The 17,907-nt window shown below is 61.0% G+C and carries 17 protein-coding genes; 10 read left to right on the top strand and 7 right to left on the bottom strand.

Annotated features, from left to right (window positions below; all coding sequences use genetic code 11):
- Positions 1–33: 33 nt before the first annotated feature.
- The gene (gene pssA, locus V3W27_RS19170; RefSeq protein ID WP_135295766.1) at positions 34–1,377 is read right to left on the bottom strand and encodes a CDP-diacylglycerol--serine O-phosphatidyltransferase; all 1,344 of its coding nucleotides are present in this window, start codon (positions 1,375–1,377) and stop codon (positions 34–36) included.
- A gap of 215 nt (positions 1,378–1,592) precedes the next feature.
- Between pssA and V3W27_RS19165 the strand changes: the two genes are divergently transcribed.
- Complete coding sequence (locus tag V3W27_RS19165) at positions 1,593–2,156, top strand: TetR/AcrR family transcriptional regulator (protein ID WP_096796073.1); 564 nt, start codon at positions 1,593–1,595, stop codon at positions 2,154–2,156.
- Between the two features lie 56 nt (positions 2,157–2,212).
- Positions 2,213–2,692 (top strand): nuclear transport factor 2 family protein, encoded by a 480-nt coding sequence (locus tag V3W27_RS19160; RefSeq protein WP_007963424.1) that lies wholly within the window; start codon positions 2,213–2,215, stop codon positions 2,690–2,692.
- A gap of 121 nt (positions 2,693–2,813) precedes the next feature.
- On the opposite strand, the gene sfnG is transcribed toward V3W27_RS19160, so the two are convergent.
- Positions 2,814–3,896: a dimethylsulfone monooxygenase SfnG gene (gene sfnG / locus V3W27_RS19155; protein WP_442962669.1), complete on the bottom strand. Its 1,083-nt coding sequence runs from the start codon at positions 3,894–3,896 to the stop codon at positions 2,814–2,816.
- Between the two features lie 331 nt (positions 3,897–4,227).
- On the opposite strand from sfnG, the gene V3W27_RS19150 reads away from it, so the two are divergent.
- Positions 4,228–5,007 (top strand): TSUP family transporter, encoded by a 780-nt coding sequence (locus V3W27_RS19150; protein WP_027611974.1) that lies wholly within the window; start codon positions 4,228–4,230, stop codon positions 5,005–5,007.
- On the opposite strand, the gene nudC is transcribed toward V3W27_RS19150, so the two are convergent.
- From nudC to V3W27_RS19135, 3 genes are all read right to left on the bottom strand, one after another.
- Positions 4,975–5,805: an NAD(+) diphosphatase gene (nudC, locus tag V3W27_RS19145; RefSeq protein ID WP_330207286.1), complete on the bottom strand. Its 831-nt coding sequence runs from the start codon at positions 5,803–5,805 to the stop codon at positions 4,975–4,977. The two genes, V3W27_RS19150 and nudC, sit on opposite strands and share 33 nt — an antisense overlap.
- Before the next feature lie 6 nt (positions 5,806–5,811).
- Positions 5,812–6,624 (bottom strand): crotonase/enoyl-CoA hydratase family protein, encoded by an 813-nt coding sequence (locus V3W27_RS19140; RefSeq protein ID WP_330207285.1) that lies wholly within the window; start codon positions 6,622–6,624, stop codon positions 5,812–5,814.
- A 219-nt stretch (positions 6,625–6,843) separates the two neighbouring features.
- The gene (locus V3W27_RS19135) at positions 6,844–7,617 is read right to left on the bottom strand and encodes a class I SAM-dependent methyltransferase (protein ID WP_330207284.1); all 774 of its coding nucleotides are present in this window, start codon (positions 7,615–7,617) and stop codon (positions 6,844–6,846) included.
- 175 nt (positions 7,618–7,792) lie between these two features.
- Between V3W27_RS19135 and V3W27_RS19130 the strand changes: the two genes are divergently transcribed.
- From V3W27_RS19130 to pncA, 4 genes are all read left to right on the top strand, one after another.
- Positions 7,793–8,326: a tetratricopeptide repeat protein gene (locus V3W27_RS19130; RefSeq protein WP_330207283.1), complete on the top strand. Its 534-nt coding sequence runs from the start codon at positions 7,793–7,795 to the stop codon at positions 8,324–8,326.
- Positions 8,327–8,416: 90 nt separating this feature from the next.
- Complete coding sequence (locus V3W27_RS19125; RefSeq protein ID WP_260319956.1) at positions 8,417–8,875, top strand: sigma-70 family RNA polymerase sigma factor; 459 nt, start codon at positions 8,417–8,419, stop codon at positions 8,873–8,875.
- A complete protein-coding gene (locus V3W27_RS19120) occupies positions 8,872–9,630 on the top strand; it encodes an anti-sigma factor family protein (protein ID WP_330207282.1) in 759 nt (252 codons plus the stop codon). Before V3W27_RS19125 ends, V3W27_RS19120 begins: the two co-directional genes overlap by 4 nt.
- 49 nt (positions 9,631–9,679) lie before the next feature.
- On the top strand, positions 9,680–10,306 hold the full coding sequence (gene pncA, locus V3W27_RS19115) for a bifunctional nicotinamidase/pyrazinamidase (RefSeq protein WP_098963969.1): 627 nt from the start codon (positions 9,680–9,682) through the stop codon (positions 10,304–10,306).
- Positions 10,307–10,419: 113 nt separating this feature from the next.
- On the opposite strand, the gene V3W27_RS19110 is transcribed toward pncA, so the two are convergent.
- Both V3W27_RS19110 and V3W27_RS19105 read right to left on the bottom strand, forming a co-directional pair.
- Positions 10,420–11,721 (bottom strand): ATP-binding protein, encoded by a 1,302-nt coding sequence (locus V3W27_RS19110; RefSeq protein ID WP_330207281.1) that lies wholly within the window; start codon positions 11,719–11,721, stop codon positions 10,420–10,422.
- A gap of 4 nt (positions 11,722–11,725) precedes the next feature.
- A complete protein-coding gene (locus V3W27_RS19105) occupies positions 11,726–12,427 on the bottom strand; it encodes a response regulator transcription factor (RefSeq protein ID WP_003224662.1) in 702 nt (233 codons plus the stop codon).
- Between the two features lie 275 nt (positions 12,428–12,702).
- Between V3W27_RS19105 and V3W27_RS19100 the strand changes: the two genes are divergently transcribed.
- The 3 genes from V3W27_RS19100 (at position 12,703) to V3W27_RS19090 (ending at position 17,792) form a co-directional block, all read left to right on the top strand.
- On the top strand, positions 12,703–13,860 hold the full coding sequence (locus tag V3W27_RS19100; RefSeq protein WP_096797435.1) for an efflux RND transporter periplasmic adaptor subunit: 1,158 nt from the start codon (positions 12,703–12,705) through the stop codon (positions 13,858–13,860).
- Positions 13,861–13,875: 15 nt separating this feature from the next.
- Positions 13,876–16,974 carry an efflux RND transporter permease subunit gene (locus tag V3W27_RS19095; protein WP_330207280.1) on the top strand — a complete coding sequence of 1,033 codons (3,099 nt, stop codon included), beginning with the start codon at positions 13,876–13,878 and terminating at the stop codon, positions 16,972–16,974.
- A 176-nt stretch (positions 16,975–17,150) separates the two neighbouring features.
- The gene (locus tag V3W27_RS19090; RefSeq protein WP_330207279.1) at positions 17,151–17,792 is read left to right on the top strand and encodes a DUF1345 domain-containing protein; all 642 of its coding nucleotides are present in this window, start codon (positions 17,151–17,153) and stop codon (positions 17,790–17,792) included.
- Positions 17,793–17,907 lie beyond the last annotated feature (115 nt).

Genomic DNA, 17,907 nt, shown 5'->3' with positions numbered 1-17,907 from the left:
AGCGGTTTTAACCGCACCGAATAATCTGAAAGTTTACAAAATCCGGTAGAGCAACCGCTCGATCCGCACCCGACTCACGCGCTTGAGAAACTTCGCCACCCCCGCCGGGTACTCCGGCAAGGTTTCCAGGTTCTGGAAGCTGGCAATCCGCGTGGTGTTGCGGAAGATCTCTTGCTGCTCCTTCGCCCGTGGCTCAAGCCACTCGCCTTGCGGATCATCGATCAACAGCGCGTTTTCCAGGTCGAGGCGGAACGCCCGTGGATTGAGGTTGTTGCCGGTCAGCAGCGTATAGCGCTGGTCGACCCACATGCCCTTGAGGTGATAGCTGTTGTCGCCGTCACGCCACAGATGCAGGTTCAACTGGCCGCTGTCGATGTTGCGCTGATGCCGCTTGGCAAAACGCCGCAGGCTGATTTCGTACAGATACGGCAGCGCCGCAATCACCTTGAACGGCTCGCTCGGCGGAATGTAGAAATCGTTGGCCGTCTTGTCGCCGACCACGATGTCGATCTTCACCCCACGGGCCAGCGCACGGTTGACCTCGCGGATGATCGGCAGCGGCAGGTTGAAGTACGGCGTGCAGATGGTCAGCTGCTGTTGCGCACTGGCGATCAGCTCGACAATCACCCGGTTCAACGGGTTGTTCTTGCCCACGCCCAGCAGCGGACTTACCGACAGGCCGGTATGCGCGGTGCTGCCGGCGCTGGTGTCGTACGCCGCATATTTGAGACGGCTGCGCAGGTCGCCAATGTCGTTGCGCAAGCTGCGGGTAGTCGGCAGGTTCGGCAGGTCGAGGCGATGCACAGCCTTGGATTCGATCAGGCCGTGCTTGACCAGGTGATGCATTGAATCCGCCAGTTCGCGGCTGTGCAGCACGTGGTAGCGGTCGAAACGGTACTTGTCGAACTTGTGCAGGTAGACGTTGTTCAGGCTCGCACCGCTGTAAACCACGTAATCGTCGATCACGAAGCCTTTCAGATGCAGGACGCCGAACAGTTCGCGGGTCTGCACCGGCACGCCGTAGACCGGCACTTCACTCTGATGAGTGCGGGTCATTTCCTGGTACCACGCCGAGTTGCCCGGCTGTTTGCCGGCACCGATCAACCCGCGCTGGGCGCGCAGCCAGTCAACCACCACGACGATCTCCAGCTCCGGGCGCTTGAGCTTGGCGGCGTGCAAGGCATCGAGGATTTCCTGACCGGCCTCGTCGTGCTGCAGATACAGCGCAACGATGTAGATGCGCCGGGTCGCCTCAGCGATTTTCTCCAGCAGGCAACGACGGAACTCGGCGGCGCCGGACAGAATGGTCACGGCCTCGGCAGTCAGCGGAAAGCTGCGCAGTTTGGGCAGCAAAGAGCGTTTGAAAAGCAACGGCATAGGGCTCGCAATGGGTCGAATCCGAAGAACCCGAGAGCTTACACCATCAACCGGTTCGGGTCTTGTTACTGTCTGTAATGCCCCCTTCGCGAGCAGGCTCGCTCCCACAATGGATCGCATTTCAAATGTGGGAGCGAGCCTGCTCGCGAAAGCGGTATGGCAGACACAAAAATAACTGCTTGACCAAGGAGAACGATCGTTCTACTGTTAGCCGCATGAACGAAATCACTGATACCTCGACCCGCGACATCATTCTGGATGTCACCGAAAAGTTGATCTACAAAAGTGGCATCGCGGCCACCGGCATGGATCTTCTGGTGAAAACCGCCGGCGTCTCCAGAAAAAGCATCTACCGCTACTTCGCCAACAAGGAGGAGCTGACCGTAGCCGCCCTGCAACGCCGCGACGTGCGCTGGATGCATTGGTATAGAAGTGCTGTCGATCAGGCCGAAACCCCGGCCGACCGCCTGCTCAACCTGTTTACCGTGCTCAAAAGCTGGTTCGCTTCGGAAGGTTTCCGTGGCTGCGCCTTCATCAATACCAGTGGCGAAACCGGCGATCCCGAAGACCCGGTGCGCCAGGTCGCCAAAGACCACAAACAGAAGCTGCTCGACTACCTGTGCGAGCTGTGTACCGAACATGGCGTCGAAGATCCGCAACGTCTGGCCAGACAATTGCTGATCCTGATTGACGGCGCCATTACCGTAGCGCTTGTGATGGGTGATCACAGTGCCGCTGATAATGCGCAATGCATGGCGCGTAAGTTATTGGACCTGTAACGCCTTAAATAAGCCTCAACCGTTGTTTAATCGTTAATTAGATCGGGAGACTGAAAATGTCGACTGCTGCCCAAGTGCGTCCGCCTTTACCGCCGTTCAACCGTGAATCGGCTATAGAAAAAGTACGTCTGGCCGAAGATGGCTGGAATTCCCGCGATCCCGAGAAGGTGTCGCTGGCCTACACCCTGGATACGAAATGGCGCAACCGCGCCGAGTTCGCCAACAACCGCGAAGAAGCGAAGGCCTTCCTGACCCGCAAATGGGCCAAGGAACTCGATTACCGCCTGATCAAGGAACTCTGGGCCTATTCGGACACGCGGATTGCCGTGCGCTACGCCTATGAATGGCGCGACGATTCGGGCAACTGGTTCCGCTCCTACGGCAACGAAAACTGGGAGTTCGATGAGCACGGGCTGATGTTCCAGCGTTATGCCTGCATCAACGACATGCCGATCAAGGAAAGCGAGCGCAAGTTCCATTGGCCGCTGGGTCGGCGTCCGGATGATCATCCGGGGCTTTCCGACCTGGGCCTCTAAGTTCACATAGTTCCAATTGTAGGAGTGAGCCTGCTCGCGATAGCGGTGTGTCAGTCAGCCTGAATATTGACTGTTCATACGCAATCGCGAGCAGGCTCACTCCTACAGGGTTTTGTGGTGTTCAGGCTACTGCGGCAGTCCTTTCAGCCTCCAACTCTCGCACCAACGGCAACACCCGCTTGCCGAAATACTCCACCTCCTCCTGAAAGTGCAGAAACCCCGCCAACACCAGATCCACCCCCACCGCTTTCAGCGCCACAATCCGCTCGGCAATCTGCTGTGGCGTGCCGATCAGGTTGGTCTTGAAGCCGTCGTTGTACTGCACCAGATCCTCGAACGTCGATTTCGCCCAGTTGCCCTCACCTTCCGGCGACGCCCTGCCCGCCTGTTTCGCCGCATCGCCAAACGCGTTCACCGCGTCCGGGTCAGCCTGTTCGATGATCTGCACCAGTACCGCGCGCGCTTCTTCTTCAGTGTCGCGAGCGATGACAAAGGCGTTGACGCCGATCTTCACCGAATGCTTGTTGGCCGCCGCTTTGGCCCGGATGTCATCGACCTGCGCCTTGATCCCTTCGACACTGTTGCCGTTGGTGAAATACCAGTCCGAAACTCGCGCCGCCATGTCTCGTGCCGCACGGGAACTGCCGCCCTGGAAGATTTCCGGGCGGCCCAGCGGTTTCGGTTTGAGGCTGTAATTGTCGAAGCGGTAGAAATCGCCGCGAAAGCTGAAGTTGTCCTGGCTCCAGATCCCGCGCAACGAACGAATGAATTCCTCCGAGCGCCGATAGCGCTCGTCGTGTTCCAGCCAATGTTCGCCGATGGCCTGGAATTCGCCCTTGAACCAACCGCTGACGATGTTCACCGCAATCCGGCCGTTGGTGAGTTGATCGATGGTCGCCAGTTGCTTGGCTGCCAGCGCCGGCTGCCATGGCCCCGGCAGAATCGCCGCGATGACTTTGAGCCTGGTGGTAGCCGCCAGCAGCGCATGACTGAACGCCACCGACTCATGCTGGAACTCGGCGCCGTAACCGGCGGTAAAGCGGATCTGCGTCAAGGCGTACTCGAACCCGGCCGCTTCGGCGAGTTGCGCGAGTTTGCGGTTGTAGTCGATGCCCCAGTCGGTGCGCTGCTCGATCTTGCTGACCACCAGGCCGCCACTGACGTTCGGCACCCAGTAGGCGAATTTCACGGCTTGCTTGCTCATTGGCGTGTCCTCGGACATTGGGAAGGTCAATGGGACAGAGCAGCAAGCGTGCCAGGGTTCAGCCGCCCGGTTTTATTGGGCTTGAGGCTGATGGAGTTGCATTGTTGGAGGGTGATTTGTTGTCGAGGTGTTGGGTGGGCAACAGTTGGGTTTTGAGTTGAAAGGGCTGACCCCATCGCGAGCAGGCTCACTCCTACAGGGGGAACGCATTTCAAATGTAGGAGTGAGCCTGCTCGCGATGAAGCTTTACGGGTCGCCGCAACAGTTGGATACAGGTAACATGACCGCCTTCCCCGCAGCCCTTCTGCGCCCTGCCGAATAAGCCGATTCCATGCCTTTCGAACTCAGCGTTGACCTCACCACCCTGGCCGTTCTGGCCCTTGTCGCTTTCATTGCCGGTTTCATCGACGCCATTGCCGGCGGCGGCGGTCTGTTGACCACCCCGGCGCTGCTCACTGCCGGCCTGCCGCCGCACCTGGTGCTGGGCACCAACAAACTGAGTTCGACGTTCGGCTCGGCCACCGCCAGTTTCACCTTCTACCGACGCAAACTGTTCCACCCCCGGCAGTGGATGCACGCGATCGTCGGCACCCTGGTCGGTGCGCTCACCGGTGCCATCGTCGCGCACTACCTGCCGGCGGAATGGCTGAACAAGATGCTGCCGGTGATCGTCTTCGCCTGTGGCCTGTATCTGTTGTTCGGCGGCACGCCCAAAGCGCCGCTGGACAGCGACGCGCCGATCAAGAAGAAATGGCAATCGACCCAAGGCTTCAGCCTCGGTTTCTACGACGGCGTGGCCGGCCCTGGCACGGGTGCGTTCTGGACGGTCAGCAGCCTGCTGCTCTACCCGATCGACCTGGTCAAGGCCAGCGGTGTGGCGCGCAGCATGAACTTCGTCAGCAACATCGCGGCGCTGTCGGTGTTCGTGTTTTCCGGGCAAGTGGACTGGATCATCGGCCTGAGCATGGGCCTGTCGGTGATGGTCGGCGCGTTCTTCGGGGCGCGCACCGCGATCAGCGGCGGCGCCAAGTTCATTCGTCCGGTGTTCATCACCGTGGTATTGGGTTTGACCGTGCGCCTAGCCTGGCAACACTGGTTCAGCGTGGCCTAAGCGGCGGGCCACGTAGACGTCGATCAGATAACGGGCAATCGATTTTGACGCCGGCAACGGCGGCAGATCGTGCACGTTGAACCATTGGGCGTCTTCAATCTCGTCTTCCTGGCAGATGATCTCGCCCCCGGCATATTCGGCATGGAAACCGAGCATCATCGAATGCGGGAACGGCCAGCACTGGCTGCCCATGTACTGGATGTTCTTCACTTCGATGCTGACTTCCTCGCGTACTTCGCGAATCAGGCAATCCTCCGCCGACTCGCCCGGCTCGGCGAACCCGGCCAGCGTGCTGTAGACCCCGGTGACGAAACGCGGTGAGCGCGCCAGCAGGATCTCGTCGCCGCGGGTGATCAGCACGATCATGCTCGGCGAAATGCGCGGATAACTGCGCAAGTCGCACGGCCGGCAATACATCGCTCGCTCGCGCGGCACCTGCGTCATCGCCTGCCCACAGTTGCCGCAAAAGCGATGTTCACGCGCCCAGGTGCCGATCTGCGCGGCATAGCCCAGCACTTTGTAGATCGTGTGATCGCCATCGAGCATGAACGCCCGCAGGCCTTTCCAGTTGCAGCCCGGCACCTCGCTGGAACTGCGCAGCTCCAGCAGATACACCGGCTCGCCATCGAGGTGGCCGATGCCGTGTTCAGTGAGGACCGACAAGTCCTGGCGCTTGAGCCATTCCCGGGGGAACAGTGCGCCGTTGTCATCGAACAGAAAGCCTTCGGGACTGCGCGCCACGGCCCAGCCGCCGGGTTGATCGGTGTCCAGTACTGCAGTGGTCCAGCGAGCTGTCATGGTTTCTCAATCCAGAAATTCGGGTTTCTGTTTACTCATATGGGCGGCCATGGCCACGCGCAAGTCGGTGGATTGCAACATGGCGGCGTTCCAGGTGGCAACGTATTCGAGGCCGTCGTCGATGCGATGATCGCGCATGTAGCTGATCATTTCCTTGGTGCCGGTGACCGCAATTGGCGATTTGCTGGCGATGTCACGGGCAATGTCCATGACGCCGTCGAGCAGCAGCTCTTTGTCGCCATACACGCGATTGACCAAGCCGATGCTGCGCGCTTCTTCAGCGCCGAAGGTGCGGCCGGTGTAAGCCAGTTCACGCAGCATGCCGTCCCCGATGATCCGTGGCAACCGTTGCAAAGTGCCAACATCGGCGGCCATGCCGATATCGATTTCCTTGATCGAGAATTGCGCGTCTTCGGCAGCGTAGCGCATGTCGCAGGCGGCTATCAGGTCAATGGCGCCACCGAGGCAATAGCCTTGAATCGCCGCCAGCACTGGTTTGCGGCAGTTGTCGACGGCGTTGAACGAGGCTTGCAGGGTGAGAATCTTGCGCCGCAGCAGGCGCGCGTTACGGCCGACGTCCTTGCCCAGTTCGTTGGCGACGCCGGCGAGCATCATCAGGTCGATGCCGGAGGAAAAGTGTTTGCCGTTGCCGCTCAGCACCACCACCCGCACTTCATCGGTGTCATCGATCCACTGGAAAATCTCGACGATCTCGCTCCAGAACGCAGCATTCATCGAGTTGATCTTTTCCGGACGATTGATCCGCACATGCGCGATGTTGTCGGCCAGTTCGACGCTGAAGGCGGTGTATTGAGTCATGGCAGTGATCCTTTACCGGGCAGAAAATGAGGCCCGAACTATAACAAGGCATGACAATGGCGGTTCGGCCAAATGCGGGACTGCTTCGAGAAATGGGGTGTCAGGGCTGGCCTCTTCGCGAGCAAGCCCGCTCCCACAGGGTCAGGTTTGATCACAGACGTTGTGATCCACCCAAGACCTGTGGGAGCGTGGCTTGCCCGCGATAGGCTCACCGCCGATCTAACTAACCTTCACTGCCACATAAGCCGCCGTCTCATAAGGCACCGTCAGCACATGCCGCCCACGCAACGCCGGCTCCGAGGCAATCAACGCGCGAATCTGCTCATCAACCTTGTCGCGCTGCGCCTGCGGCAAGGCCGCAATGAAACTGGTGGAGCGCACCCGATTGAAGATCACGTCCTCGGGCGAGCCGGTGTGCCCATGATGAAACTGCTGCAACTGCAACGGCCCGAACGCCGGATGCGGAAACGCCTGACGCCATTGGCCGGTGTAGTAACGCGGCGTGTCCCCCTCCAGCGCATTCACGATCGCGTCGAGTTTCGGCACCCAGCTGACTTGCGTATCGCGCAGGTTCCAGATCAACCCAAGCTTGCCGCCAGGCTTGAGCACGCGGGCGATTTCCGTCAGGGCTTCCGGGGTGGCGAACCAATGGAACGCCTGCGCGCAGACCACTGCATCCACCGACGCGTCAGGCAATGGCAGATCGGTCGCGGTGCCGCTAACCGCCAACACCTGCGGCCAGGCAGCGGAAAGTTTTTCCAGCATCTGCGCCACCGGTTCCACGGCGATCACCTGCGCGTCGGTGGCCGCCAGCCGTCCGGTGAACTTGCCGGTGCCGGCGCCCAGATCGATGACGGTCTTGTGACTGTCCAGACCCAACGTCTGGGTCAGCCACTGACTGACCTGCGGCGGGTAGTCCGGGCGGCCCTTGATGTAGGTGTCAGCGGCAGTCTTGTAGCCGGCAGCAGCGGAGTGATGGACCTGATCTTTCATGGCAGTTCCTCGTGTGTCAGCGCCGGGGCATGGCAAAGCGCTGGATGGACGGCGGGCGTAGCCGAGCATAACGCCGCGATTTGCGCGTACCTTGAACAGAGCCTGACAAAGCAATGAATAAAATGCCGGGCTGTGGTGTTCAAAGTGAAACATAACCCTCTGTGGAGCCTTGCCCATGACTATCCGTTCCGTTATGTTCGCCGCCCCGTTGCTGATGGTCACCGTGTTGTCCGCATCGATGGCGTTTGCCAACGGTGATGAAAGCGCGCCCGTGCAGAAGCCCAACTGCCCCAAAGGCCAGGTCTGGGACAGCAAATCACAGAAATGTGTGCTGCAGACCAGCAGCGCCGTACGGGATGCCGACCGCACCGACTATGCCTACCGATTGGCCAAGGACGGTCGCTACGAAGAGGCCCTGGCCCTGCTCGACACCCTGCAACAACCGAACACCGCCAAAGCCCTCAACTATCGCGGTTACGCCACGCGAAAACTGGGGCGTACCGATGAAGGCATCGGCTATTACCTGCAATCGGTGAAACTCGATCCGCAGTACGCGCAAGTGCGTGAATACCTCGGCGAAGCCTATGTGATCAAAGGCCGCGTCGACCTGGCGCAGGAGCAATTGCAGCAGATCAAATCGATTTGCGGCACCGCCTGCGAGGAATACCAGGACCTGGCTGAAGCCATCAACGATTCATCGAAAACCTGACATAGATAAAGGAACGCCATCATCGTCAGCGATCAGGCATTCAGAGCGGAACTCGGACAGCATCTGGCGCGGCTGTGGCGCTACGGCCTGCTGCTGTCGCGCAATCGTCACGTGGCCGAGGATCTGGTGCAGGCCACGTGTGTGCGGGCGCTGGAACGTGTCGGCCAATATGTGGCCGGCACGCGCATGGATCGCTGGCTGCTGAGCATCCTGCATTCAATCTGGCTCAACGAAGTGCGCGCCCGCCGGGTGCGTCAGGGCGCTGGTCAGGTCGATGCCGACGCGCAACTGGCCTTCGATGGCGAATACGCCGCGCAGACTCATGTGATGGCGGCGCAAGTGATTCGCCGGGTCGATGCGTTGCCGGAAACCCAGCGCGAAACCGTGTATCTGGCTTATGTCGAAGGCCTGTCCTACCGTGAAGTCGCCGAGATCCTGCAAGTGCCGATCGGTACCGTGATGAGCCGTCTGGCCACCGCGCGCCTGAAACTGGCTGAATACCCGCCCCTGCAAGCCGTGCCGAAAACCACCGGAGGTGACCACCCATGAACAAGCCCTCCGACGAACAACTGGTGGCCTACCTCGACGACGAGCTGGACCCCGCGTATCGCGCCCAACTCGACGGCGCGATTGCCGACGACCCGTTGCTCAGCCTGCGCGTGCAATGGTTCGAACGCAGCAGCCTGCCGTACAAGGATGCCTATGACGAACTGGCGCAACAGGCACCGCTGGAACGTTTGCAGGCGCGCCTCGATGCCATCCCCGCCCCTCAGCAGCCAGGCCTGAGCCGACGCTGGTTCATCGGTGCGGTCGCCGCGAGTCTGCTGGCGGGCGGCGTGTTGGCCGATCGCCTGTTTCTCGCCTGGCAAACGCAGCAAACGCATAACTGGCGCGCCCTGGTGGGCGACTACATGGCACTGTATGTGCCGCAAACCCTCGATCACCTGCCCAGTGACGAAGCCAGCCAGCGATCGCAACTGCGTGCGGTAGATGCACGCTTGGGGCTGAGTCTGTCGCCGGCACTGGTGAAGTTGCCGGGCGCCGAACTCAAGCGTGCACAAATGCTCGAGTACGACGGTGTGCCGATTGCGCAACTGACCTATCTCGATGCGAAACACGGGCCGCTGGCCTTGTGCGTGACTCGCTCCAACAGTGGCAGCCAGCCTTTGGCGCACGAACGGCGCCACGAAATGAACGTGGTGTACTGGACCGAAGGTGAGCATGCGTGGATGTTGATCGGGCACAACCCGGCGCCGGCGCTGGAAGACCTGGCAAAACACCTGGTCGACAAGCTGGGCGCGTGAGTGCCGCTCCACTATGCTGAGCGGGTGATTATCCAAGGAGGAAGCCCCGATGCAGATTTCACCCCGCACCGCCCTGCTGGTCATTGACGTGCAGAACGACTTCATCCCCGGCGGCCAGTTGGCCGTGCCCGAAGGCGATCAGATCGTGCCGCTGATCAATCGCCTCGGTGGCCTGTTCAAACAGGTGGTGATTGCCCAGGACTGGCACCCGAGCGGCCACGCGTCCTTTGCCTCAAGCCACCCCGGACACCAGCCTTACGAGGTAATTCAGTTGCCCTACGGCGAGCAGGTACTCTGGCCGGAGCATTGTGTGCAAGGCACTGCCGGCGCCGAGTTTCACCCCGAGCTGAACCTGCCGCACGCGCAACTGATCATCCGCAAGGGCTGTAATCCGGACATCGACAGCTATTCGGCGTTTCTCGAAGCGGACCGGCGCACCACCACCGGTCTGGCCGGTTATCTGAAGGAGCGCGGTATCGACACGGTGTACATGGTCGGTCTGGCGTTGGATTTCTGCGTGATGTTTTCTGCGCTGGATGCACGGGCGGCGGGGTTCAACGCGTTCGTGGTGCTGGATGCCTGTCGTGCCATTGACAGGGATGGGTCACTGGCAGCGGCGATGGAGCGGATGCAGACGGCCGGGGTTGGCTTGATTCAGTCGAACCAACTGATCTGACCAACACAAACCCCCTGTGGGAGCGGGCTTGCTCGCGAAAGCGGTGTGTCAGATTAATTTATGTCGACTGACACTCCGCCTTCGCGAGCAAGCCCGCTCCCACGGGTTTCGGGTCAAGTCATGTCAGGCAACCACAACCTGAACCGCGCCCCACCCAGCGGCGAACTTTCAACCGTCAAGGTCCCGCCCTGCGCCTCCAGCGCCCGACGGCTGATGGCCAGGCCCAGACCAAAGCCGCCGGTAGCCCGATCACGACTGCGATCAAGTCGATAAAACGGTTCGAAAATCCGCTCACGCTCATCATCCGGGATGCCAATGCCATCGTCGTCGACCCAGATCTCGCAACCATCGGGGCTGACCTGCACGCCAATCTGAATGCGTTTTTCGCAATAGCGCATGGCATTGCGCAGCAGGTTCTGGATCGCTCGGGCGGTCAGGCGCGGATCCAGCGTGAAACGTTCGAGCTGACCGTGCAGCAGCACATCGATGACGATGTCCGGCGAGTCCAGTTCTTCATCGACACTGCCCAGAATGCTGTCGATGAACTCATCCAGCGAAACTTCGACCTGTTCCGGCAACTGCGCCGGGTTCTGCAGGCGGCTGTAAGACAGCAATTCCAGCACCAACTCATCCAGTTCCCGAATGTGTGCGACCAGTCCTTGCAGGCGTTCGCGACTGGTCGCCGGCAAATCATCGGACAGCGCCAGGGCCAGACCGAAGTCCAGACGGGTCAGCGGCGTGCGCAATTCGTGGGACACCGCATTCAGCAGGTCGCGCTGCTGGTTGAGCAGATTTTCGATGTCGCCGGCCATGGTGTCGAACACGTTGGCCAGGCTGCCGATGTTGGAACTGGCGGGGATCTGCGTGCGCTCGTTCAGGTGGCCCTTGCCGAAGCGTTCGGCGGCGCCCTTGAGGCGCTCCAGATCGCGCCAGTGCGGGCGAATCCACAGCAGCAGGCAGGCGAGCATGCTCGCGCCGATCAGCACGTTGATACTCCAGTACAACAGATTGACGTCCAGCGGATCCGGCGGTACCACCATTTGCACGGCGACGTCTTCGTTCAGCGGCGTGACCGCCAAGGTGCGCCATCCCCAATCGCCAATGCGCACCACGTTTTCCCCACGGCGCAAACGCGCCTGCTCGGGGGCGGTGAAACCGGCGTCGTCGATGCGCGCCAGAGCGATGTGCAGCGGCTGGAAGTCTTTGTCCATCGACTGCGCCAGTGCCGGCCACTGGTCCTGCGGCACCGCGTGGAACTGCCGGGTGATCAGCGATTGCAGGCCGCGCGAATAGTCGAGGTTGTAGGTGATGAAGCGCTCGCGGAACGCCATGATCACCAGATCCGGCACCAGATAGATCGCCGCGCTGTAGGAGACGATCGTCACCAGATACAGGCGAAACAGGATTCTGAACATCAGCTCAGCATTCCCACTCGGAGCGGCTGAACAGGTAACCCTTGCCCCATACCGTCTTGATCTTGCGCGCCTCGCCGGCGTGGTCGTCGAACTTGCGCCGCAGCTTGGAAATCGCCACGTCCACCGAGCGGTCGGTGCCGTTGAACTCGATGCCGCGCAGGCGTTGCAGGATCTGGTCGCGGCTCAGCACTTCCCCGGCATGCCGGGCCAGCACCACCAGCAAATTGTATTCGCCGCTGGACAGTTCCACCGGTTGCTCGCGCCAGGTCACGGTGCGCTCGGACAAGTCGATGCAGAGATTGCCCATCACAATCCGGTCATTGACCGTCATCGGTTCACCGAGGCTGCTGCGCCGCAGCAAAGTACGCACCCGGGCCAGCAAAACCCGTGGCTCGCAGGGTTTGGTGACGTAATCGTCGGCGCCCATTTCCAGGCCCAGCACCTGATCGTGACTGTCGTCGCGGGCGGTCAGCATCAGGATCGGCAGGGTTGCCGAATCGGCGCGCAGCAAGCGGCAGACCTGCAGGCCGTCGAGGCCCGGCAGCATCAGGTCGAGGATCACCAGATCCGGCGGATTGATCCGTGCCCGCTCGCGCACGTGGTCACCACGGCCAATCACGCTGACGGAATAGCCGTTGCGCTCCAGGTAGCTGGAAATCAGTTCGGCGAGGGCGGTGTCGTCTTCGACCAGGAGGATGTTGGGCATGGGGTGTTCCAGGAAAGTGCAGTGGCGACTGTTTGGGCCTCATCGCGAGCAGGCTCACTCCTACATGGTTCGTGTCTGGCACAGTTCCAATGTAGGAGTGAGCCTGCTCGCGATGACGGTTTATCTGTCGCAATAAATTTCAAGGCGTAAAGGATATACGCCCTCGCCCGTCCCTGAGTAAAACCCTTACACAATTTCACACAGCGCCTACAAAGCTTCACCGCTACCCTCGGCGTCTGGCCTTAGGATGCGGGCTTCAATATTGGGGGTGGTACATGTCAAAAAATCTTCTGGCCGGGCTCGGCCTGATCGCCGCTGCGCTGTTGCTGAGCGCCTGTGATTCGTCCTCGAAGGCCGAAGAAGAAGCGCCGCCAGCTACCGTGCGCATCGAGACCATCGAGGCCCGCCCCCTGTCGATCAGCAGCGAACTGAGCGGGCGTATCGCCGCCCCGCGCATCGCTGAAGTGCGTGCCCGAGTGGCCGGCGTGGTACTGCAACGGACCTTCCGTGAAGGCAGCGACGTGAAAAAGGGCGACGTGCTGTTTCGCATCGACCCGGCACCGTTCAAGGCTGATCTCGATAGCGCCGAAGCCGCGTTGCGCAAGGCCGAGGCCAATGCCTTCCAGGCCAGGCTGCAGGAACAACGCTACGCGCAGTTGATCGACGACAAGGCCATCAGCGCTCAGGATTACGACAACGCCCGCGCCAATGCTCGGCAAACCGCCGCCGATGTGGCGGCCAATAAAGCTGCAGTGGAACGCGCGAAGCTGAACCTCGGCTACGCCACCGTCACCGCGCCGATTTCCGGGCGGGTCGGCCGTGCATTGGTCACTGAAGGTGCGCTGGTCGGGCAGAACGAAACCACGCCGCTGGCGCTGATTCAGCAGCTCAACCCGATCTACGCCGACCTTACTCAGTCGACCCGTGAACTCAACGAACTGCGTCGCGCGTTCCGTTCCGGGCAGTTGCAGGCAGTCGGTCAGGATCAGGTCAAGGCCACGCTGATTCAGGATGACGGCAGCCTCTATCCGTTGCCGGGCAAATTGCTGTTCAGCGACATCAGCGTCGATCCGGGCACCGGCCAGATCATTCTGCGCAGCGAGTTCCCCAATCCCGATCTCGACCTGCTGCCGGGCAGCTTCATCCGTGTACGTCTGCAACAAGCCACCGTACAGAACGGCATCACCGTGCCGCAACGTGCGGTGCAGCGTGACAGCGCGGGTATCGCCCAGGTGCTGACCGTCGACGAGCAGATGCGCGTCGCCCAGCAGCCGGTGCAACTGGGCGCGGTGCAGAACGACCGCTGGATCGTCACCGGCGGCCTCAAGCCCGGCGACCGCATTGTCATCGAAGGCCTGCAGCACGCCCGTCCAGGCGAAAAAGTGCAGATCGACGACACCCCTCTTCCACTTGCCCAGACCTCTGGTCAGTAAGCAGGACGCTTTCATATGCCGCAGTTCTTTATCGATCGCCCGGTGTTCGCCTGGGTTGTCGCCCTGTTCATCCTGTTGGCCGGTGCGCTGGCCATTCCGCAATTGCCGGTGGCGCAGTACCCCGATGTCGCGCCGCCACAGATCGAAATCTACGCGGTGTACCCTGGCGCCTCGGCGCAGACCGTCGATGAAAGCGTGGTCAGCCTGATCGAAGAAGAGCTCAACGGCGCCGATCACCTGCTGTACTTCGAATCGCAGAGCAGCCTCGGCAGCGCGACGATCAAGGCCACCTTCCAGCCGGGCACTAACCCGGAGCTGGCGCAGGTGGATGTGCAGAACCGCCTCAAAGTGGTCGAGTCGCGCCTGCCGCAGGCAGTCAATCAGCAAGGCCTGCAGGTGGAGAAAGTCTCTGCCGGCTTCCTTTTGCTGATCACCCTGACCTCCAGCGACGGCAAGCTCGATGACGTGGCGCTCAGTGATTACCTGGCGCGCAACGTGATGAACGAGATCAAACGCATCGACGGTGTCGGCAAGGCTCAGCTGTATGGCGCCGAACGCGCGATGCGGATCTGGATCGATCCGCAGAAGCTGATCGGTTTCAACCTGACCCCGGCCGATGTCAACGCCGCCATCGTCGCGCAGAACGCCCAGGTGTCGGCGGGTAGCATTGGCGACTTGCCCAATCCGTCCTCGCAGGAAATCACCGCGACCATTCTGGTCAAGGGGCAGTTGTCGACGCCGGAAGAGTTCGCCGACATCGTGCTCAAGGCCAATGCCGACGGCTCCACCGTGCGCATCGGCGATGTGGCGCGGGTCGAAGTCGGCAGTCAGGAATACCAGTTCGGCACGCGCCTGAACGGCAAGCCGTCCACCGCCGTCGGCGTGCAGTTGGCGCCTGGGGCCAATGCGCTGGCGACCGCCACATTGATCCGGGCGAAGATGGACGAACTGTCGCGCTACTTCCCGGCCGGCGTCGAATACAAGATTCCGTACGACACCTCGCCGTTCGTCAAAGTCTCGATCACCAAAGTGGTTTACACCTTGGGCGAAGCGATGCTGCTGGTGTTTGCGGTGATGTTCCTGTTCCTGCAGAACATCCGATACACGCTGATCCCGACGCTGGTGGTGCCGGTGGCCCTGATGGGCACCTTCGCCACCATGCTCGCGCTGGGTTTCTCGATCAACGTGCTGACCATGTTCGGCATGGTGCTGGCGATCGGCATTCTGGTGGACGACGCCATCGTCGTGGTGGAGAACGTCGAGCGCATCATGGCCACTGAAGGCCTGTCGCCGAAAGAAGCGACGCGCAAGGCGATGAAGCAGATTACCGGGGCGATCATCGGTATTACCCTGGTGCTGGTGGCGGTGTTCATCCCGATGGCGTTCATGCAGGGCTCGGTGGGGGTGATTTACCGGCAGTTCTCGCTGTCGATGGCGACCTCGATCCTGTTCTCGGCGTTTCTGGCCCTGACGCTGACGCCTGCACTGTGCGCCACGCTGCTCAAGCCAATTGCCAAGGGCGAGCACCACGAGAAAAGCGGATTCTTCGGCTGGTTCAACCGCCGCTTCGAGCAACTGACCGATCGTTATCAAGGCTGGGTCGGTTACGCGCTGAAGCGCAGCGGGCGTTATCTGCTGATCTACGGCGTGCTGCTGATCGGCATGGGGTTGTGCTTTGCGCGTCTGCCCTCCTCGTTCCTGCCGGTTGAGGATCAGGGTTACACCATCACCGACATTCAGTTGCCGCCGGGTGCGAGCAAAAACCGTACGGTGCAGGTGGTCGAGCAGATCGAAGCGCACAACGCCAGTGAACCGGGGGTTGGCGACAGCACGGTGATTCTCGGCTTCAGCTTCTCCGGCAGCGGGCAGAATGCGGCGCTGGCGTTTACCACCCTCAAGGACTGGTCGGAGCGCGGCAGCGACGATTCGGCTACGTCGATTGCCGATCGCGCCAATATCGCCCTGAGCCAGATCAAGGATGCCATCGCGTTCGCGGTGTTGCCGCCGCCGGTTGACGGCCTCGGCACGTCGAGCGGCTTCGAATTCCGTCTGCAGGATCGCGGCGGTCTCGGTCACGCGACATTGATGCAGGCGCGCTCCGAATTGCTCGCCGCCGCAGAAAAAAGCCCGGTGCTGATGAACGTGCGCGAAAGCGCGCTGGCCGAAGCACCGCAGGTACAGCTGGAAGTGGACCGCAAACAGGCCAATGCATTGGGCGTGTCGTTCGCCGACATCGGCAGCGTGTTGTCCACCGCCGTGGGTTCCTCCTACATCAATGATTTCCCCAATCAGGGACGCATGCAGCGGGTGGTGGTCCAGGCCGAAGGCGATCAGCGCAGTCAGGTTGATGATTTGTTGAAAATGCATGTGCGCAATAACACCGGGCACATGGTGCCGCTGTCGGCGTTCGTTCAGGCGAAATGGACGCAAGGCCCGGCGCAACTGACCCGTTATAACGGTTATCCGGCGATTGCGATTTCCGGCGAACCGTCGCCGGGGCACAGTACCGGTGAAGCGATGGCGGAGATTGAACGCTTGGTCGCTCAGGGGCCGAAAGGTCTGGGTCAGGAGTGGACCGGGCTGTCGTTGCAGGAACGGTTGTCCGGCAGTCAGGCGCCGATCCTGCTCGGTCTGTCGTTGCTGATCGTGTTCCTGTGCCTGGCGGCGTTGTACGAGAGCTGGTCGATTCCGACTTCGGTGCTGCTGGTGGTGCCGCTGGGTGTGCTCGGCGCAGTACTGGCGGTGACCTTGCGCGGCATGCCCAACGATGTGTTCTTCAAGGTCGGGCTGATTACCATCATTGGTCTGTCGGCGAAAAACGCGATCCTGATCATCGAGTTCGCCAAGAGCCTGTACGACGAAGGTCACGACCTGATCGACGCGACGTTGCAAGCCGCGCGCCTGCGTCTGCGCCCGATCGTCATGACTTCGCTGGCGTTCATCCTCGGCGTGGTGCCGTTGGCCATCGCCACTGGCGCCAGTTCGGCGAGCCAGCAAGCTATCGGCACCGGAGTGATCGGCGGGATGATCACGGCAACGCTGGCGGTGATCTTCGTGCCGTTGTTCTTTGTGGTAGTGATGAAGCTCGTACAACGCTTTACCAAACACCACTGAACCCTGTGGGAGCGGGCTTGCTCGCGAAGGCGTCGTGTCAGTCAGTATTCATGTAGCTGACACACCGCTTTCGCGAGCAAGCCCGCTCCCACAAGGTCATTCGAGCAGTCATGTCAGTGGTCATCCGAGACGTCGCTGGGCTAAGGTGTAAAAACATCCTGGCCCATCGAGTCCCCATGCGCTTTCTCGCCCGTACCCACCCTCGCCTGTCCGCCGCCGCTTTGGTCGGCCTTGCCACCGGCCTGCTGGTCCCTGCCGACTCCGTCGTCAGCAAAATCCTCATCGGCTGGAACGCCGGCGTCTGGACTTACCTGATCCTGATGTTCTGGCTCGCCACCCGAGCCAAGGCACCGGACGTCAAACGCATCGCCGTCGTCGAGGACGAAAACGCCGGACTGGTGCTGTTCGTGGTGTGTATCGCAGCGTTGGCCAGCTTGGCCGCCATCACCCTGGAACTGGCCGGCACCAAGGATCTGGATACCCATCGCAAACTTCTGCATTACGCGTTCACCGCCGTCACCGTGGTAGGTTCGTGGCTGGTGATCGGGGTGATCTTCTGTGTGCACTACGCGCGCCTGTTTTACACCTGGGACGGCAAGGAACCGGCCTTGCGTTTTGCCGAAGGTCTGACCACGCCCAATTACTGGGACTTCCTGTATTTCTCCTTCACCATCGGCGTGGCGGTGCAGACTGCCGATGTCGGCGTGGCTACCCGCGACATTCGCAAGATCGTCCTGGCGCAATCATTGATCGGTTTTGTGTTCAACACCGCGATTCTGGGCTTTTCGATCAATATTGCTGCCGGCCTGTTTGGCTGAGCATTGCGCAGATACTTCAATAACGCTGAGCACCGCCCGTCGGCGCCAAGTTGAAGTACCACGCGCATTCACTTGACGGAGTGTCAGCTTCTGGTGTTTCCTGAAACCGGTTTCA

The organism is Pseudomonas sp. AM14(2022) (assembly GCF_036346455.1).
Lineage (GTDB): Bacteria > Pseudomonadota > Gammaproteobacteria > Pseudomonadales > Pseudomonadaceae > Aquipseudomonas > Aquipseudomonas putida_A.
The sequence above is the reverse complement of the archived record's forward strand: the minus strand, read 5'-3'. Positions and strand labels throughout refer to the sequence as shown.